Consider the following 18333-nt stretch of genomic DNA (forward strand, 5'->3'; position numbering starts at 1 on the left):
AAGACGCCAGGAGGGTATGGCCGTGTACCGAGTTTTTGAAGCGCTGGACGAACTGGGCGCCATCGTCGAAGAGGCGCGTGGCGTGCCCATGACGGCCGGCTGCGTCGTGCCCCGCGGTGACGTGCTGGAGCTGATCGACGACATCAAGGATGCGATCCCCGGCGAACTGGACGACGCCCAGGACGTGCTCGATGCGCGCGATTCCATGCTGCATGACGCCAAGTCGCACGCCGAATCCATGGTTTCCTCGGCGACCACCGAATCGGAGTCGATGCTCAACCACGCCCGCGCCGAGGCGGACCGGCTCCTGTCCGACGCGAAGGCGCAGGCCGACCGGATGGTCAACGAGGCGCGCCAGCACAGCGAGCGGATGGTCGGGGAGGCCCGCGAGGAGTCGATTCGCATCGCCACGGCGGCCAAACGCGAGTACGAGGCCAGCGTCAGCCGCGCCCAGGCCGAGGCCGACCGGCTGATCGAGAACGGCAACATCTCCTACGAGAAGGCCGTGCAAGAGGGCATCAAGGAGCAGCAGCGCCTGGTCTCGCAGAACAGCGTGGTCGAGGCGGCGAATGCCGAGGCCACCCGCCTCATCGACACCGCGCACGCCGAGGCCGACCGGCTGCGCGGCGAGTGCGACGTCTACGTCGACAACAAGCTCGCCGAGTTCGAGGAGTTCCTCAACGGCACGCTGCGGTCGGTCGGCCGGGGTCGCCACCAGCTGCGCACGGCCGCCGGCACCCACGACTACGCCACCCGGTAGCGGCGATCGCGAGCGCGGCGCCAGCCGGGCGAAGCGGGTCGCCGCCGTCCGGGCTAGCGGCGATCGCGAGCGCGCGTTGGGGGCACCTCCCGCTTGCGGGGGACCGGGCGAAGCGGGTCGCCGCCATCCGGGCTAGCCGCCCGTCCGCGCCCTTTCATTACGTTCATTACGCGCGCGGCGCCGTAGGATTTCCTCTATGACGCGGCATAGCAGCACCACGCAGCGCCGTTCGACGTCGCCGATGACGGTCGACATCACCCGGCTGGGTCGGCGCCCAGGCGCGATGGTCACCCTGCGCGAGACCGTGCCCAGCCCGGCGCGTATCGGACTGGACATGATCGCGATCGACGGGGGCGCCCCGTTGGAGCTGGACCTGCAGGTGCAGTCGGTGTCCGAGGGCGTGCTGGTGACCGGAACCGTGGACGCGCCCACCGTCGGCGAATGCTCCCGTTGCCTGACGCCGGTCACCGGGCGGGTGCAGGTCCGGCTGACCGAGCTGTTCGCCTATCCGGACAGCACGACCGAGGCGACCACCGAGGAAGACGAGGTCGGTCACATCGTCGACGACACCATCGACCTGGAGCAGCCGATCATCGACGCCGTCGGGCTGGAGCTGCCGTTCGCGCCGCTGTGCAGCCCGGACTGCCCGGGGTTGTGCCCCGATTGCGGTGTCGCGCTCGTGGCGGAGCCCGGCCATCACCACGACCGCATCGACCCGCGGTGGTCCAAGTTGGCCGAGATGTTGCCGGAGCCGCCCGAGCCGGACGACACCGCGGGGGACCAGCGGTGACGTCGCGGCAAGCCCTGCTCGAGGCGCTCGGCGTCGGGCTGCCCGACGAGCTGCTGTCGCTGGCCCTCACGCATCGCAGCTACGCCTACGAGCACGGCGGGCTGCCCACCAACGAGCGCCTGGAGTTCCTGGGCGACGCCGTGCTGGGCCTGACCATCACCGACGAGCTCTACCACCGCCATCCCGACCGGTCCGAGGGCGACCTGGCCAAGCTGCGGGCCAGCGTGGTCAACACCCAGGCGCTGGCCGACGTCGCGCGCAACCTGTCCGACGAGGGTCTCGGCGTGTACCTCCTGCTCGGCCGCGGCGAGGCGAACACCGGCGGGGCCGACAAGTCGAGCATCCTGGCCGACGGCATGGAATCGCTGCTGGGCGCGATCTACCTGCAGTACGGAATCGACACGGCGCGTGAGGTGATCCTGCGGCTGTTCGGCGCGCTGCTGGACGCCGCGCCGACGCTGGGCGCCGGGCTGGACTGGAAGACCAGCCTGCAGGAGCTCACCGCCGCGCGCGGCATGGGGGCGCCGTCGTACGTGGTCACCTCCACCGGGCCGGACCACGACAAGGAGTTCACCGCGGTGGTCGTCGTGATGGAGACCGAATACGGGTCAGGTGTCGGCCGCTCCAAGAAGGAGGCCGAGCAGAAGGCCGCGGCGGCGACCTGGAAAGTGCTCGAGACGCTGGACACCGCGGGCAAGACGTCGGCGTAGCCGATGCCCGAACTGCCCGAAGTCGAGGTGGTGCGCCGCGGCTTGCAGGCCCACGTCGTGGGCAAGACGATTACCGCGGTCCGGGTGCATCATCCCCGCGCGGTGCGCCGCCACGAGGCCGGGCCGGCCGACCTCACCGCCCGGCTGCTCGAGGCGAAGATCACCGGGACCGACCGGCGCGGCAAGTACCTGTGGCTGCTGCTGGACGACCCGGACGCGGCGCTCGTCGTTCACCTCGGCATGAGCGGGCAGATGTTGCTCGGCAAGGTGCCCCGCGCCGACCACGTACGCATCTCCGCGCTGCTCGACGACGGGACCGTGCTGAGCTTCGCCGACCAGCGGACGTTCGGGGGGTGGATGCTCGCCGACCTGATCAATGTCGACGGCAGCGTGGTTCCGCAGCCCGTCGCGCACCTGGCGCGCGACCCGCTTGACCCGCTTTTCGATCGCGACGCGGTGGTAAACGTCTTGCGGCGCAAGCATTCCGAGATCAAGCGGCAGCTCCTCGATCAGACCGTCGTCTCGGGGATCGGCAACATCTACGCCGACGAGGCGTTGTGGCGGGCCAAGGTGCACGGCGCGCGCATCGCCGACGCGCTGAGCCGTCGCCAGCTGACCGCCGTGCTGGACGCCGCCGCCGACGTGATGCGAGACGCGTTGGGCAAGGGCGGCACCTCGTTCGACTCGCTCTACGTCAACGTCAACGGCGAGTCGGGATACTTCGACCGATCGCTGGACGCCTATGGCCGCGAAGGCGAACCCTGCCGGCGCTGCGGCGCGGTGATACGCCGGGAGAAGTTCATGAACCGCTCCTCGTTTTACTGCCCGAGGTGCCAACCGCGCCCGCGGGTTTCGAGTGTGCGCTGACGGCTTTTCGGTGTGAGCCCACGGCCGCGACACGCCGAGCCGCGACGCACGGGGAACACACTCGACGGCGAATCAGTCGAAGATGTCGCGGTGCACGGTCCCCGGCGGTAGCGCGGGGTCGACGAACCATTCACGAGGGAATAGCAGGCCAAACGCCTGCGGCGGCAGCGCAAGGAGCACGTCGAACGCGCGTGCCGCGAGGCCGGAGTCGCCGATTTGGGAGCGATGGGCGGCCATCGCGTCGCGCTTGTGCCGCGCGAAACCGAAGACGTTGACGCGGTGGGTGATGCTGCCCGTCGGCGTGTAGGCAGTGCGGGCGACTTCCGGTTCGTAGGGCGCCGGCAGTCGGAGCAGGCGGGCGAGATTGCCGATGCGCACCAGCAATTCGCGCGGCATCGTCGCCTCGAGCACTCGCGGCGTCGCTGCGAGTTCGGCGGCGCGCTTGCCCACGTGGTGCACCTGGACATGATCGCGGTGGCCGTAGCCGCCGTTGCGCTCGTAGCTGAGCAGCACATCCGCGGCTTCATCGCGCAGTATTTCCGCGAGCCGCCCCGCCGCCTGGTCGACGTCGGCCCGGCCGAACCTGACCCGCCCGGGCGGATCGGGGTAGAAAACGGGGCCGTAGCCGCTGTCGGCATAGCCAAGGCACTCGAACCGGTGTACGCCGAGAATGCTTGCGCTCGCACGCACTTCGTTCAACCGGAGATCGCCGTCGTCATTGTGCACACGGCCGTCGGTCGCGGTGACGAGGACAACGCGATGCCCGGCCGCCGCAGCCCGAGCGAGCGTGCCGCCGGTGAGAATCACCTCGTCGTCCGGGTGGGCGTGGAATGCGACGACGGTCGCCATGCAACGCAGTATGCCCGCCCGGCCGCAAAGGCCGCCCGGTAGAAAAGAAGCCATGACGGAACTGTGGGTCGAACGCACCGGGACGCGCCGCTACACCGGGCACAGCTCGCGCGGCGCTCAGGTGCTCGTCGGTTCGGAGGACGTCGAGGGCGTGTTCACCCCGGGCGAGCTGCTCAAAATCGCGCTGGCCGCCTGCAGCGGCATGTCCACGGACGAGCCGCTGGCCCGCCGGCTCGGCGACGACTACCAGGCCGTGGTCAAGGTCTCCGGCCCCGCCGACCGCGAGCAGGAGCGCTATCCGCTGCTGGAGGAGACCCTCGAGCTCGACCTGTCCGGGCTCTCCGACGAGGAGAAGCAACGCGTGCTGGCGGTGGCCAGCCGGGCGGTCGACCTGGTCTGCACCGTCGGGCGCACGCTGAAGTCCGGTACCACCGTCAACTTCGATATCGCCGATGCCTCAGATGCCCCAGCCTGACGCCCGGCTCACCGCCTGGGTGCACGGCAGCGTCCAGGGGGTCGGTTTCCGCTGGTGGACGCGGTCCCGGGCGCTGGAGCTCGGGCTCACCGGGTACGCGGCCAACCAGCCCGACGGCCGGGTGCTGGTGGTGGCGCAGGGTCCGCGCGCGGCCGCCGAGGAGTTGTTGCGGCTGCTGGAAGGCGGAACCGCGTGGCCTACCAGGCCGGGACGGGTGGACAAGGTCGTCGCCGATTGGTCGGAACCCGCGCAGCGTTTCGTCGGTTTCGTCGAGCACTGACGTGGCCCCGCAGTGACTGGTGTGACCACTGTGGCCAGTGCGTCGGAGTGTGAACACCAGGCGAATTTGAAGCGCACCGACACCCCTCGGGGAAGCCTGGCGCCGGCGATTTGAGCGGTAGTCTGGCGCGCTGTGTACCTCAAGAGTCTGACGCTGAAGGGCTTCAAGTCCTTCGCTTCGCCGACGACTCTGCGCTTCGAGCCGGGCATCACCGCCGTGGTCGGGCCCAACGGCTCGGGCAAGTCCAACGTCGTCGACGCCCTGGCGTGGGTGATGGGGGAGCAGGGCGCCAAGACGCTGCGCGGCGGGAAGATGGAGGACGTCATCTTCGCCGGCACCTCGTCGCGGGCCCCGCTGGGGCGCGCCGAGGTCACGGTCACCATCGACAACTCCGACAACGCGCTGCCCATCGAATACTCCGAGGTGTCGATCACCCGGCGGATGTTCCGCGACGGCGCCAGCGAATACGAAATCAACGGCAGCAGTTGCCGTTTGATGGACGTCCAGGAGCTGCTGAGCGACTCCGGGATCGGCCGTGAGATGCACGTCATCGTCGGGCAGGGCAAGCTCGACGAGATCCTGCAGTCGCGACCCGAGGACCGCCGCGCCTTCATCGAGGAGGCCGCGGGCGTGCTCAAGCACCGCAAGCGCAAGGAGAAGGCGCTGCGCAAGCTCGACGCGATGCAGGCGAACCTGGCCCGACTGTCCGACCTGACCACCGAGCTGCGCCGCCAGCTCAAACCGTTGGGCCGCCAGGCCGAGGTGGCCCGTCGCGCCCAGACCATTCAGGCCGACCTGCGCGACGCGAAGTTGCGGCTGGCCGCCGACGACCTGGTCAGCCGCCAGGTGGAGCGCGACGCGATCTTCGAGGCCGAGGCCCTGATGCGCCGCGAGCACGACGAGGCGGCCGCGCGGCTGGAGGTGGCCTCGCAGGAGCTGACCGCGCACGAGACGGCGCTCGCCGAGCTGTCGGGGCGGGCCGAATCGGTCCAGCACACCTGGTTCGGGCTGTCCGCGCTGGCCGAGCGCGTCGCCGCGACGGTGCGCATCGCCAGCGAACGCGCGCAGCATCTCGACGTCGAGCCCGTGGCAACCGGGGACACCGATCCCGAGGCGCTGGAGGCCGAGGCCCAGCAGGTGGAGGTGACCGAGCAGCGGCTGCTGGCCGAGCTGGCCGGCGCGCGCACCCGCCTGGACGCGGCCCGCACCGAATTGGCCGAGCGCGAGGCGCAGGCCGCCGAGGCCGACCGGGCCCATCTGGCGGCGGTGCGCGCGGAGGCGGACCGGCGCGAGGGCCTGGCGCGGCTGGCCGGCCAGGTGGAGACCATGCGGGCGCGCGTCGAATCGATCGACGACAGCGTCGCGCGGCTCTCCGAGCGCATCGAAGAGGCCGCCACCCGCGCACAGCAGACCCGCGCGGAGTTCGAGACGGTGCAGGCGCGCGTCGGCGAGCTGGACCAGGGCGAGGTGGGCCTCGACGAGCACCACGAGCGGACCGTGGCCGCGTTGCGGTCGGCCGACGAACGCGTCGCCGAGCTGCAGGCCGCCGAGCGCGGCGCCGAACGGGAAGTGGCGTCGCTGCGGGCCCGCATCGACGCGCTCTCGGTCGGGCTGGAGCGCAAGGACGGCGCGGCGTGGCTCACGCAAAACCACGCCGGCACAGGGCTTTTCGGCCCGATCGCCAAGCTGGTCAAGGTGCGGTCCGGCTACGAGACGGCGCTGGCCGCGGTGCTCGGTTCGGCGGCCGATGCGCTGGCCGCCGAGAGCTTCGGCGCCGCGCGTTCCGCGGTCGCCGCCCTCAAGCAGGCCGACGGCGGCCGCGCGGCCCTGGTGTTGGGCGACTGGCCGGCCGATCAGCACCCGCCCGCCGGCGCGCTGCCCGGCGGCGCCTTCTGGGCACTCGACCTGGTCGAGACGCCGCAACGGTTGCGCGGGGCGATGACGGCCATGCTGTCCGGCGTCGCGGTCGTCGACGACCTCGGCGACGCGCTGGACCTGGTCGCGGCACGTCCCCAGCTGCGCGCGGTCACGCTCGACGGCGACCTGGTGGGCGCGGGCTGGGTGAGCGGGGGATCCGACCGCAAGCTGTCCACGCTGGAGCTCACCTCGGAGATCGACAAGGCCAGCGCCGAGCTGACGGCGGCCGAGGCCCAGGTGGCGCAGCTCAGCGCGGCCCTGTCCGGCGCGCTGACCGAGCAGATCGCGCGGCAGGATTCCGCCGAGCAGGCGCTGGCCGCACTCAACGAGTCCGACACCGCCATCTCGGCGATGTACGAGCAGCTGGGCCGGCTCGGGCAGGAAGCCCGGGCCGCCGAGGAGGAGTGGAGCCGGTTGCTTCGCCAGCGCGAGGAGGCCGAGGCCGGGCGCGCGCAGACCGTCGAAGAGGTCACCGCGCTGGAAACCCGGCTGCGCAACGCCCAGGAGACCCAGCACGTGCAGGCCGCCGAACCCGCCAACCGCCTGCAGATCGCCGCCGCCGCCGAAAGCGCCCGCGGCGTGGAAGTGGAGGCCAGGCTGGCGGTGCGGACCGCCGAGGAGCGCGCCAACGCGGTGCGCGGGCGGGCGGACTCCCTGCGGCGCGCGGCCGCGGCCGAACGCGAGGCGCGGCTGCGCGCCCAGCAGGCGCGCGCGGCGCGGCTGCACGCGGCCGCCGTGGCGGGCGCCGTCGCCGACGCGGGGCGGCTGCTGGCGTCACGGCTGGACCGGGTGGTCGAGGCGGCATCGGCGATGCGCGACGCGCTGGTCGCCGAGCGCCAGCAGCGCACGGCCGCGATGGCGACGGTGCGCGACGAGGTCAACGCGCTGGGGGCGCGGCTGGCCAAGCTCACCGACTCGCTGCACCGCGACGAGGTGGCCAACGCCCAGGCGGCGATGCGCATCGAGCAGCTCGAGCAGATGGTGCTCGAGCAGTTCGGCATGTCGCCCGACGACCTGATCGCCGAGTACGGGCCGGAGAACCAGCTGCCGCCCACGGATCTGGAGATGGCCGAATACGAGCAGGCCAAGGAGCGCGGCGAGCAGGTGTTCGCGCCCGCCCCGATCCCATACGACCGGGCCACCCAGGAGCGCCGGGCCAAGCGGGCCGAGAAGGAACTGGCCGAGCTCGGCCGGGTCAATCCGCTGGCGCTGGAGGAGTTCGCTGCGCTGGAGGAGCGCTACAACTTCCTGTCCACCCAGCTCGAGGACGTCAAGGCCGCCCGCAAGGACCTGCTCGACGTCATCGCCGACGTCGACGCGCGCATCCTGCAGGTGTTCAACGACGCGTTCGTCGACGTCGAACGCGAATTCCGGGAGGTCTTCGCCGTGCTGTTCCCGGGCGGCGAGGGCCGGCTGCGGCTGACCGATCCGGGCGACATGCTCACCACCGGCATCGAGGTGGAGGCGCGTCCGCCCGGCAAGAAGATCACCCGGCTGTCTTTGCTGTCGGGCGGTGAGAAGGCGCTGACGGCGGTCGCCATGCTGGTGGCGATCTTCCGGGCCCGCCCGTCGCCGTTCTACATCATGGACGAGGTCGAGGCGGCGCTCGACGACACGAACCTGCGCCGGCTGATCAGCCTGTTCGAACTGCTGCGGGCCAAGTCGCAGATCATCATCATCACCCACCAGAAGCCCACCATGGAGGTCGCCGACGCCCTGTACGGCGTGACCATGCAGGGCGACGGTATCACCGCGGTGATCTCCCAGCGGATGCGCGGCCAGCAGGTGGAGCAGCTGGTCGGCAACCCGTCCTGAGCGCAGTGTTTTGTTGGGATCGGTAGCGAGCCGACGCTTGTGAACTCGGGGGGCCCGCCGGGCGGGCAGAAAGGAAGTCCCCCAATGGAGACCAACCGCATCGCTGCCGGTGCCATGGCGGCGGCGGCGCTGGCGGCGACGCTGGCCGGCTGCAGCGGCACTTCGTCGTCGCCCACGGCGACGTCAGCATCGGCCACCCCGATGAGCACAACCGTGGCCCCCTCAACCGCGATCCCGGCTCCGACTTCTTCGCCGCCGGCACAGCCCAGCGATTACACCCGGTTGTTGATCCAGACGACAGATATCGATGCGCCGATTCCCTTCGTCGCCGGCCAGCCGACAACGAACCCCAACGGCCAACCGGGCGCTGCGATCACCTTCAGCACCCAACCCCACCCCGCGGATCAGGACGGCGTCACGGTCAAGGAGGTCCATATCCGCGACACCATCCAGGTCCTGCCGGATGCGGCCGCTGCCACGAGCGCGCTGAACTCGGCGAAGGCGGGACAGGGCATGGTCACGAACCCCGAAACGGCCCCAGCAAATGTCGGCACCGGTGGAACCACGATGTCGGGCAAGTCTCCGGATGGTTCAAAGGGTGTGACGGTCTTGCTGTTCACCGAGGGCCGAGCCTTCGTCACGCTGGAGTTCATCGGCCCGGTGGACCCCCTCCCGCCGCCGGACTTCGTCGTCGACGTCGGCCAGAAGCAGGACGCGGCCGTCAAGAAGGGACTCGGCGGCTGACGGCCTTGCCCTAATGCGCCCCGGTTGTCCGGCTGTGTTCGGTGGACCGGAGGGTCCCTGAAAGAATGCCAGCGTGTCCCAAGGTCTTTGGATCGCGATCGCGGTCGCCGCCACCCTGGTCATCATTGCCGCGCTGGTCGCAGGCCTGGTGCGGTACCGCCGCCGCAGGATCAGCATCGCGCGGCCCGAGCCCGGGGCGCTCGATCGTTCCGGCGGCTACACCGCGTCCTCGGGGATCACGTTCAGCCGCACCCCCACCCTCGACACCACCGGCCTGCCCGCGGTAGGCGACGACGCGACCGTGCCCCGCGACGCGCCGCGGCGCGCGATCTCCGACGTCGAACTGCCCGCGCCCGAGACGCCCGCGCCACCGCCCGCCGCGCCGGCCCCCGAGGCCGCGCCACCGCCCGTCCCGCCGGCCCCCGAGGCCGCGCCGTCGCCCGAGGCCGCGGAGATCGAGGCCATCGCCCCACCCGAAGGGCGGCTGGAGCGACTCCGCGGCCGGCTGGCCCGCTCGCAGAACGCGCTCGGCCGCAGCGTGCTGGGCCTGATCGGCGGCGGCGACCTTGATGAGGAATCCTGGCAGGACGTCGAGGACACGCTGCTGGTCGCCGACCTGGGTCCGGTGGTCACCCAGTCGGTGGTCACGCAGCTGCGCAGCCGGCTGGCCAGCGGCAGCGTGCGTACCGAAGCCGACGCGAAGGCCGTGCTGCGCGACGTGTTGATCAACGAGCTGCAACCCGACATGGACCGCTCGATCCGGGCGCTGCCACACGCCGACCATCCCTCGGTGCTGCTCGTCGTCGGCGTGAACGGCACCGGAAAAACCACCACCGTCGGCAAGCTGGCGCGGGTGTTGGTGGCCGACGGGCGCCGCGTCGTGCTCGGCGCGGCCGACACCTTCCGGGCCGCGGCCGCCGATCAGCTGCAAACCTGGGCCGCGCGGGTGGGCGCGGACGTGGTGCGCGGGGCCGAGGGCGCCGACCCGGCGTCGGTGGCCTACGACGCGGTCGACAAGGGCATCGCGGCCGGCGCCGACGTCGTCGTCATCGACACCGCCGGGCGGCTGCACACCAAGGTCGGGCTGATGGACGAGCTCGACAAGGTCAAGCGCGTGGTGACCCGGCGCGCCGCGGTCGACGAGGTGCTGCTGGTGCTCGACGCCACCATCGGGCAGAACGGGCTGGCGCAGGCGCGCGTCTTCGCCGACGTCGTCGACATCACCGGCGCGGTGCTGACCAAGCTGGACGGAACGGCGAAGGGCGGCATCGTTTTCCGCGTCCAACAAGAACTCGGGGTGCCGGTGAAGCTGGTCGGACTCGGCGAAGGCCCCGACGATCTGGCGCCGTTCGAACCCGCCGCATTCGTGGACGCCCTGCTCGGCTGAAGTCGCTTACACGCCACTCGCGACGTTAATACCGCCGAAACATGGCGGCACCATCGCCGAAACAACAATTGCGCATGGTTCTCGCAGGCCACAGACGGACGTCTGACGGCCTTTCCTGTGCGACCGGAGGTGATAGCGCGTGGCATTCCCGCAATTGGGCCAACCCGATACGGGCGACACCGCCTGGATGTTGGCGAGTTCCGCTCTGGTGCTGTTAATGACGCCGGGCCTTGCCTTCTTCTATGGCGGCATGGTCCGTACCCGAAGCGTGCTCAACATGATCATGATGAGCATCAGCGCGATGGGCGTCGTCACCGTGCTGTGGGTGCTCTACGGCTACTCGATGTCGTTCGGTGACAGCAAGGGTGGCGTCGTCGGTAACCCGGGTGACTACTGGGGCTTGAAGGGCCTGATCGGTGGTAACGCGGTCAAGGCCGACCCGAGCAAGGCGCAGGCGGCCGTGGACATCCCGCTGGCCGGCACCATGCCCGCCACGGTGTTCGTGGCCTTCCAGCTGATGTTCGCGATCATCACCGTCGCCCTGATCTCGGGCGCGGTGGCGGACCGGCTGAAGTTCACCGCCTGGCTGGTGTTCGCCGGGCTGTGGGCGACGCTGGTTTACTTCCCGGTGGCGCACTGGGTGTTCGCGGCCGACGGCTTCGCGTCCGAGCACGGCGGCTGGATCAACACCAAGCTGCATGCGATCGACTTCGCAGGTGGAACGGCGGTCCATATCAACTCCGGTGCGGCGGGCCTGGCGCTGGCGATTGTCTTGGGTAAGCGCAAAGGCTGGCCCACGACGCTGTTCCGCCCGCACAACCTGCCGTTCGTCATGCTCGGCGCCGGGTTGCTGTGGTTTGGCTGGTTCGGGTTCAACGCCGGATCGGCGACCAGCTCCAACGGCTCCGCCGGGTCGACCTTCATGACGACGACGATCGCAACCGCGACGGCCATGCTGGCCTGGCTGCTGGTCGAGCGCATCCGGGACGGGCATCCCACCACGCTGGGCGCGGCCTCGGGCATCGTCGCCGGGCTGGTGGCCATCACGCCGTCGTGCTCGTCGGTCAACGTGCTCGGCGCGATCGTGATCGGCTTCGTCGGCGGCGCGGTGTGCGCGCTGGCGGTGGGGCTGAAGTTCAGGTTCGGCTTCGACGACTCGCTGGACGTGGTCGGTGTCCACATGGTCGGCGGTTTGACGGGCACGCTGCTGGTCGGTCTGGTCGCGGCCCCGGAGAGCACGGCCATCAACGGCGTGACTGGGGTTTCGAAGGGCCTCTTCTACGGCGGTGGGTGGTCTCAGCTCGAGCGGCAGGCGGTCGGCGCGTTCAGCGTCCTGTTCTACTCGTTCATCGTGACGCTTATCCTGGCCCTTATCCTGAAGTACACCATCGGGATTAGGCTGGGTGCGGAAGCCGAGGCTGGCGGCATCGACGAGTCGGAGCACGCAGAAACCGCTTACGAGTTCGCAGCTGTCGGGGCCTCGTCCATTCCGCACCGGATCGGCGGCGCGGAGGAAAGCCCCAACGGACAGGACGACGCAGTCAAGAAAGTGGAGGCAGAGACTTCATGAAGCTAGTCACCGCGATCGTAAAGCCGTTCACCCTCGACGACGTCAAGACCGCCCTCGAGGAGGCGGGCGTCCTGGGGATGACGGTGAGCGAAATCCAGGGCTACGGACGGCAGAAGGGCCACACGGAGGTCTACCGGGGTGCGGAATACTCGGTCGACTTCGTGCCCAAGGTGCGGATCGAGGTCGTCGTCGACGACTCCATCGTCGACAAGGTCGTCGACAGCATCGTCCGGGCGGCCCGCACCGGCAAGATCGGGGACGGCAAAGTCTGGGTGAGCCCCGTGGAAACCATCGTGCGGGTGCGCACGGGTGAACGCGGGACCGATGCCCTCTGACCTTGACCGTAGCTTGCTGATTCAGGCCGGACGGGCCGGGAGGGTATGAAAGAGGACCCACCCGGCCCGTCCGGGTCATCTGGACCGGGCACGGAAAAAGCTGGCGGGGCAAGCGATTTGGTTGCCGCGCGGCGCCGGTTGCTGTCGGATGGTCGCGGGTTGGGGGCGGCCGAGCTGCGGCACGCTTGGCAGGATCTGCACGAGTCGTGGCTGACCGCCAAGGCGGACGAGATCGGGATCGCCGACGGCAGTGGCTTTGCGATCGTCGGGATCGGCGGGCTGGGCCGTCACGAGCTGCTGCCGTATTCCGATCTGGACCTGATGTTGTTGCACGACGACAAGCCCGCCGAGGTGCTGCAAGAAGTCGCCGACAAGCTGTGGTATCCGTTGTGGGACGCCAACGTTCGGCTCGACCACAGCGTGCGAACGGTTTCCGGGGCGCTGGGCGTCGCCAACACGGACATGATCGCGGCCCTGGGCATGCTGGACGCCCGCCACATCGCTGGCGACGCGCGGCTGTCCGAGGAATTGATCGCCGGCGCAAGAAAGCAGTGGCGCAGCGCGATTCGCTCCCGAATGGGTGAGCTGGTCGAAATCACCCAGGCCCGCTGGCAGCGCTGTGGCCGCATTTCGCAGCGTGCCGAGCCGGACCTCAAATCGGGTCGCGGCGGCCTTCGCGACGTGCAACTGCTCGACGCGCTCGGGGTGGCCCAGCTCATCGATCGCCACGGCATGGCGCGCACGGAAACGCCGGGCGGTTCGCTCGACGAGGCCTACCTGACGCTCCTCGACGTGCGCACCGAGTTGCACCGGGTCTCCGGGCGTGGCCGCGATCAGCTACTGGCCCAGTACGCCGACGAGATCAGCGCAGCCCTGCACATCGGTGACCGATTCGACTTGTCCCGCAAGCTGTCCGACGCGGGCCGCACCATCGCTTACCACGCCGAGACGGGGCTGCGGACCGCGGAGAACGCGTTGCCGCGCCGTGGTGTGTCGGCCCTGGTGCGGCGGCCCAAGCGCCGCCCGCTGGACGAGGGCGTCGTCGAGTACGCGGGGGAGATCGTGCTCGCCCGCGACGCCGCTCCCGAAACCGACGCGGGGCTGGTGCTGCGGGTGGCCGCCGCGTCGGCGGACACCGGGCTGCCGATCGGCGCAGCCACGCTGAGTCGCCTGGCCGCCGCCGCGCCCGAGATGCCAATCCCTTGGCCCAGTACGGCATTGGACGACCTGCTGGTCGTTCTCTCCGCGGGACCCACCGCGGTGGCGACGGTCGAGGCGCTCGACCGCACCGGGCTGTGGGAGCGGTTGGTGCCGGAATGGGCTGCGATCCGCGACCTTCCGCCCCGCGACGTCGCGCACAAGTGGACGGTGGACCGCCACGTCGTCGAGACCACCGTCAACGCGGCGCCGCTGGCCACCCGCGTGTCGCGGCCCGACCTGCTCGCACTGGGCGCGCTGCTGCACGACATCGGCAAGGGCAGGGGAGTCGACCACAGCGTGCTCGGGGCGGAGATGGCCCTCGAAATCGGTCCGCGGCTCGGGGTTTCGCCCAAAGACTCCGAGTTTCTGTCGAAGCTGGTCCGCCACCACCTGCTGCTGCCGGTGGCGGCCACCCGAAACGACCTCAACGACCCGAAGACGATCGAGGCCGTATCCGATGCGCTGGACGGGGATCCGCTTCTGCTGGAGGTGTTGCACGCGCTGACCGAGGCGGACTCGAAGGCGACGGGGCCCGGGGTGTGGAGCGACTGGAAGGCGTCGCTGATCGAGGAGCTGGTGCGCCGCTGCCGGCTGGTGATGGCGGGCGAGCCGCTGCCGCAGGCGGAACCGACTGCGCCGCAATATCTTTCGCTGGCGGCCGACCACGGGGTTCATGTGCAGATGGAGCCCGGCGGCGGCGAGCGCCTGAACATGGTGATGATCGCGCCCGACCAGCGCGGGTTGGTGTCGAACGCCGCCGCGGTGCTCGCCCTGAACTCGCTGCGCATCCATTCGGCGTCGGTCAACACGCACGAGGGTGTGGCGATCATCGAATTCGTGGTGTCGCCCCTGTTCGGTTCGCCACCCGAGGCGGGCCTGCTGCGCCAGCAGTTCACCAACGCTCTGGGCGGCGACGTCGACGTCCTGGGCACGCTGGAAAAGCGCGACAGCGACGCCGCCTGCGCGGCGACCGAACGGGCCGGCGAGATCCAGGTCGGCGTGCCCGTGACGCGGTCGACCGCCCCGCCCCACATCCAGTGGCTCGACCCCGCCGCGTCGGGGCAGCCTCTCGTCGAGGTCCGTGCCATGGATCGATTGGGCCTGCTCGCGTTGCTGGCCCGGGCGCTGGAGCGCGCGGGCGCCGACATCGCGTGGGCGAAGGTTCACACGTTCGGGTCGACGGCGGCCGACGTGTTCTGTGTGGAGCTGCCCGACGAGCCGGACGCGCAGGCGGCGGTGGAGAAGCAGCTGCTGGCGGTGCTGGGCGGCCTGGATTAAAAAGAACTACGAACACGTGCCACCGAGCTGAAAAGCTCAGAATGTAAATTGTGGCGTGTTCAATATGCCGAACAGCGAGCCGGAGAAGAAGAATTGGGGACCGCCGTCGAGTGTTTGGTACACGCCGGCCGTCTCGGTAAATCCGGAAATGCTGGCAGTTGCCACCGCGTGGCCTCCGTACATGTCGGCGGCCACGTTCCCATTGAAAGACCCCCAGGGCACGCTGACCGGTCCAAGGCCGAACGTGTAAACCCCCGCAATGTCTTGCTGAATGCCGTCGGCGCCGTATGGGGAGACCACGTCGCTGGTCACCGTAAAGCCGGGGCCCAACTGAAAGTTCGAAGGCTGCGTTGGCCAGAACGGCAATTGAGTCAACACGCTTTGAGGATTGTATAAGGAATTCGTCAAGTCCGAAGACGATGTGTCGAGTATATCGCCGATATCGACCGCTATATTATTTGGGCTCGAAGTCACATCAGTAACCAATTGGCCGATGGGACTGTCCGTGAGGACAGAATTTACAGTTTGCGTGAGCGGGTTATCAAAGAGCGAATTTATATTTATCGCTGGGATGCCGATACCGCCCGACCCCGTCTGATACGAGCCGTTGGCCCCTAGGACATTCACGTCCAAACCAGATTCCCTGACGTTTCCGAAAGCATCAGTATCGGTGATCGAGGTCACCGTGACCAACGGGTGTGGGTTCAGGAGCGACGAAAGAGCATCGCCGAAGACCGTACCGCCGAACCAATCTGCCGCCTGGGAGGAGACAAGCCCCGCACTGTCGCCGATGGCTGCACCAAGGGGGGATTTGCCGAAAGCGGAGTCGCCGATGAAACCCGATGCCTGCGTTTCAATATACGAACTGCCTTCGCCAATGCCTTCGACGAATTTATCGCCTATGGCACCAAAAACCTTCCCGGCAATAAATTCACCATTGGGGCCCAGCGAATTAGTCTGAACCGTTACGAAGCCGCCGTTACCGTCGGGCTTGTACGTGACGTTGGTCGTCCATTTGTACGGCAGGGCGTCTTGAAGCAGCTTCTTGCCTGTGTCTAGGACGCCAGCCGGGTTCGCAGCGGCAGCGCCGGCGGCCCATTGGCGCGTCCCCAGCAACGGATGGCCCAGCAGGGCCTCGGCGGGCGTGTTCACCGCATTCGCCAACGTCTGCTGGGCGTTTGCGATCTCCGTGTTCAGATACTGGGCCGCCCCGCCATTCAACAAGTTCACGAACCCGTCGTGGAATGCGGCCGCCTTGGCGCCAAGGGCCTCCAATTGTTGAGCATGCGCACCGAAAAGTGCGGTGATCGCTGCAGACACCTCATCGGCGGCCGGCGCGGCAATCACGGTTGTTTGGCTTGCCGCCGCCGCGTTCGCGGCCCGCAGCGCAGAACCCACGTCCGCCAAATTCCCACTCGCCGCCGTCACGATGTCCGGGGCGACGCTCAGCAACGACATACTCGGTCCTCCGTCCGCGAAGGCAACAACGAGCTATTTGACGACCGACGAATAGTACAACAGCCGAGGAAACCGCTCATGCCTTTTTCCGCGGGAGCAGTCGCATCCAAGATCGCCCGCGAGGAACTCAGGAGTGTTCGGAGTTCAGCTGCCGCAGCGCTTGAATGCGGTCCTGGATCTGCTCGCGCGTCGCCGCGGCGATCGGTGGGCCCCCGCAGCGGCGGCGCAGTTCGTTGTGGATCCAGCCGTGCGGCTTGCCGGTGCGGTGGTGGGTCGCCGAGACGAGCGTGTTGAGCTCGCGACGCAGGTCGCGCAGCTGGCCGTGCATCGACGCCACCGGGGCCGGCGGCCCGTTGGCGGCCCGCTTCTTGAGCTGCTCGTCCTGGCGCCGGTGCAGCAGGGCGCGCATCTGGTCGGCGTCGAGCAACCCGGGGATGCCGAGGTAGTCGGCCTCCTCCTCGCTGCCGGCCGGGGCGGCGGTGCCGAAGGAAGACCCGTCGAAGATGACCTGGTCCAGCTCGGCGTCGGCGCCCAGCGAGGTGAAACCCTTTTCCGTTTCCGTCTTTTCGGTTTGCGTCCGCACGGCGGGATCACCGTCGAGGGGATCGTCGTCCTCGCGGTGCGGTTGGCCGAGCACGTGGTTGCGCTGGGCCTCCAGCTCGCTGGCCAGCTGCAGCAGGTTGGGCACCGACGGCACGAAGATGCTCGCGGTTTCGCCGGCCCGGCGCGACCGCACGAACCGGCCGATGGCCTGGGCGAAGAACAGCGGCGTCGAGGCGCTGGTCGCGTAGATCCCGACCGACAGCCGGGGCACGTCGACCCCTTCGGAGACCATGCGCACCGCGACCAGCCAGCGGCTGGTGCTCTCGGCGAATTCGGTGATGCGGGCCGACGATCCGGGGTCGTCGGACAGCACGACGGTCGGCGCCTCCGCGGTCAGCTTCGTCAGCAGGGCGGCGTACGCGCGGGCCGCCGTGCGATCGGAGGCGATGATCATGCCGCCCGCATCGGGGACGTGGACCCGCTTCTGGCGCAGCCGCTCGTCGGCGGCCGCGATCACCGCCGGCATCCATTCGCCGGCGGGGTCGAGCGCCGTGCGCCACGCCCGCGCCGTCTGCTCTGCGGACAGCGGCTCGCCCAGTCGCGCGGCGTGCTCCTCGCCGGCGCTGTCCCGCCAGCGGGCCTGCCCGGAATAGGCGAGGAACACCACCGGCCGCACCACGCCGTCGGCGAGGGCCTCGGTGTAGCCGTAGGTGTGGTCGGCCTGCGACCGCAGCACCCCGTCGGCGCCGGACGTGTACGTGACGAACGGGATGGGGCTGTCGTCGCTGCGAAAGGGCGTGCCCGTCAGCGCGAGTCGGCGGGTCGCGTCGCTGAAGGCCTCCCGGATGGCCTCGCCCCAGGTCTTGGCGTCGCCGCCGTGATGGATCTCGTCGAAGATGACGAGCGTCTTGCGCTGCTCGGTGCGCACCCGGTGCAGCGTCGGGTGCGCGGCGACCTGCGCGTAGGTGACCATCACGCCGTGGTACTCCGGCGAGGTCTGCGGGCTGGTGTTGGAGAACCGCGGGTCCAGGGCGAGGCCGCGCCGCTGCGCCGCCAGCGCCCACTGCACCTTGAGGTGCTCGGTGGGCACCACGACCGTGAGCTGCTCGACGGCGCGCTGGGCGAGCAGCTCGCCCGCCACCCGAAGCGCGAACGTCGTCTTGCCCGAGCCGGGAGTGGCGACGGCCAGGAAGTCGCGCGGCTGGGCGGCGAGGTATTTGACCAGCGCCCGCCGCTGCCAGCCACGCAATGCCAAGCCGGTGTCGCTGCCCGCCTGCACCGAAACAGCTCCCCCCAAAGTTGCATCCTCGACACGGCCAGCTCGGTTCGGCGGCGGGTGTGAAATGTAGCATGCC

General features: G+C 69.5%; 15 protein-coding genes. 12 read left to right on the plus strand and 3 right to left on the minus strand.

Annotated elements, in window-relative coordinates; translation table 11 throughout:
- Window positions 1-22 precede the first annotated feature (22 nt).
- The 4 genes from sepIVA to mutM all read left to right on the plus strand — a co-directional run bounded on the left by sepIVA (window position 23) and on the right by mutM (window position 3127).
- Window positions 23-760: a cell division protein SepIVA gene (sepIVA, locus tag AC5Y2S_RS05810; protein ID WP_499901028.1), complete on the plus strand. Its 738-nt coding sequence runs from the start codon at window positions 23-25 to the stop codon at window positions 758-760.
- 196 nt (window positions 761-956) lie between these two features.
- Window positions 957-1550, plus strand: a complete 594-nt coding sequence (locus AC5Y2S_RS05815) for a YceD family protein (protein WP_499954566.1) — start codon at window positions 957-959, stop codon at window positions 1548-1550.
- Window positions 1547-2260 (plus strand): ribonuclease III, encoded by a 714-nt coding sequence (gene rnc, locus AC5Y2S_RS05820; protein ID WP_499954568.1) that lies wholly within the window; start codon window positions 1547-1549, stop codon window positions 2258-2260. Before AC5Y2S_RS05815 ends, rnc begins: the two co-directional genes overlap by 4 nt.
- Before the next feature lie 3 nt (window positions 2261-2263).
- Window positions 2264-3127 (plus strand): DNA-formamidopyrimidine glycosylase, encoded by an 864-nt coding sequence (gene mutM / locus AC5Y2S_RS05825; RefSeq protein ID WP_499954570.1) that lies wholly within the window; start codon window positions 2264-2266, stop codon window positions 3125-3127.
- 72 nt (window positions 3128-3199) lie between these two features.
- Here mutM and AC5Y2S_RS05830 read toward each other — a convergent pair whose 3' ends face one another.
- Window positions 3200-3976 (minus strand): PIG-L deacetylase family protein, encoded by a 777-nt coding sequence (locus tag AC5Y2S_RS05830; RefSeq protein ID WP_499954572.1) that lies wholly within the window; start codon window positions 3974-3976, stop codon window positions 3200-3202.
- Window positions 3977-4028: 52 nt separating this feature from the next.
- On the opposite strand from AC5Y2S_RS05830, the gene AC5Y2S_RS05835 reads away from it, so the two are divergent.
- The 8 genes from AC5Y2S_RS05835 to AC5Y2S_RS05870 all read left to right on the plus strand — a co-directional run bounded on the left by AC5Y2S_RS05835 (window position 4029) and on the right by AC5Y2S_RS05870 (window position 14977).
- The gene (locus AC5Y2S_RS05835; protein ID WP_499954574.1) at window positions 4029-4451 is read left to right on the plus strand and encodes an OsmC family protein; all 423 of its coding nucleotides are present in this window, start codon (window positions 4029-4031) and stop codon (window positions 4449-4451) included.
- Window positions 4438-4731, plus strand: a complete 294-nt coding sequence (locus AC5Y2S_RS05840) for an acylphosphatase (protein ID WP_499954576.1) — start codon at window positions 4438-4440, stop codon at window positions 4729-4731. The genes AC5Y2S_RS05835 and AC5Y2S_RS05840 overlap by 14 nt, the downstream gene beginning before the upstream one ends.
- A 132-nt stretch (window positions 4732-4863) precedes the next feature.
- Entirely contained in the window at window positions 4864-8463 is a 3600-nt protein-coding gene (gene smc, locus AC5Y2S_RS05845) for a chromosome segregation protein SMC (protein ID WP_499954578.1), read from the plus strand.
- An 84-nt stretch (window positions 8464-8547) separates the two neighbouring features.
- Window positions 8548-9207 carry a hypothetical protein gene (locus AC5Y2S_RS05850; RefSeq protein WP_499954580.1) on the plus strand — a complete coding sequence of 220 codons (660 nt, stop codon included), beginning with the start codon at window positions 8548-8550 and terminating at the stop codon, window positions 9205-9207.
- Between the two features lie 73 nt (window positions 9208-9280).
- Complete coding sequence (ftsY, locus tag AC5Y2S_RS05855; protein ID WP_499954582.1) at window positions 9281-10594, plus strand: signal recognition particle-docking protein FtsY; 1314 nt, start codon at window positions 9281-9283, stop codon at window positions 10592-10594.
- A gap of 187 nt (window positions 10595-10781) precedes the next feature.
- The gene (locus AC5Y2S_RS05860) at window positions 10782-12164 is read left to right on the plus strand and encodes an ammonium transporter (protein WP_499955659.1); all 1383 of its coding nucleotides are present in this window, start codon (window positions 10782-10784) and stop codon (window positions 12162-12164) included.
- Window positions 12161-12499, plus strand: coding sequence for a nitrogen regulatory protein P-II (glnB, locus tag AC5Y2S_RS05865; protein WP_067880293.1), 339 nt, complete (start codon window positions 12161-12163; stop codon window positions 12497-12499). Before AC5Y2S_RS05860 ends, glnB begins: the two co-directional genes overlap by 4 nt.
- Before the next feature lie 45 nt (window positions 12500-12544).
- Complete coding sequence (locus AC5Y2S_RS05870) at window positions 12545-14977, plus strand: [protein-PII] uridylyltransferase (protein WP_499954584.1); 2433 nt, start codon at window positions 12545-12547, stop codon at window positions 14975-14977.
- A 36-nt stretch (window positions 14978-15013) separates the two neighbouring features.
- Here AC5Y2S_RS05870 and AC5Y2S_RS05875 read toward each other — a convergent pair whose 3' ends face one another.
- Together AC5Y2S_RS05875 and AC5Y2S_RS05880 are read right to left on the minus strand one after the other, a co-directional pair.
- Complete coding sequence (locus AC5Y2S_RS05875) at window positions 15014-16435, minus strand: PE family protein (protein ID WP_499954586.1); 1422 nt, start codon at window positions 16433-16435, stop codon at window positions 15014-15016.
- A 127-nt stretch (window positions 16436-16562) separates the two neighbouring features.
- Complete coding sequence (locus tag AC5Y2S_RS05880) at window positions 16563-18275, minus strand: DEAD/DEAH box helicase (protein WP_499954588.1); 1713 nt, start codon at window positions 18273-18275, stop codon at window positions 16563-16565.
- Window positions 18276-18333: the final 58 nt, after the last annotated feature.

The sequence above is a fragment of the Mycobacterium sp. NGS69 genome, assembly GCF_059812165.1.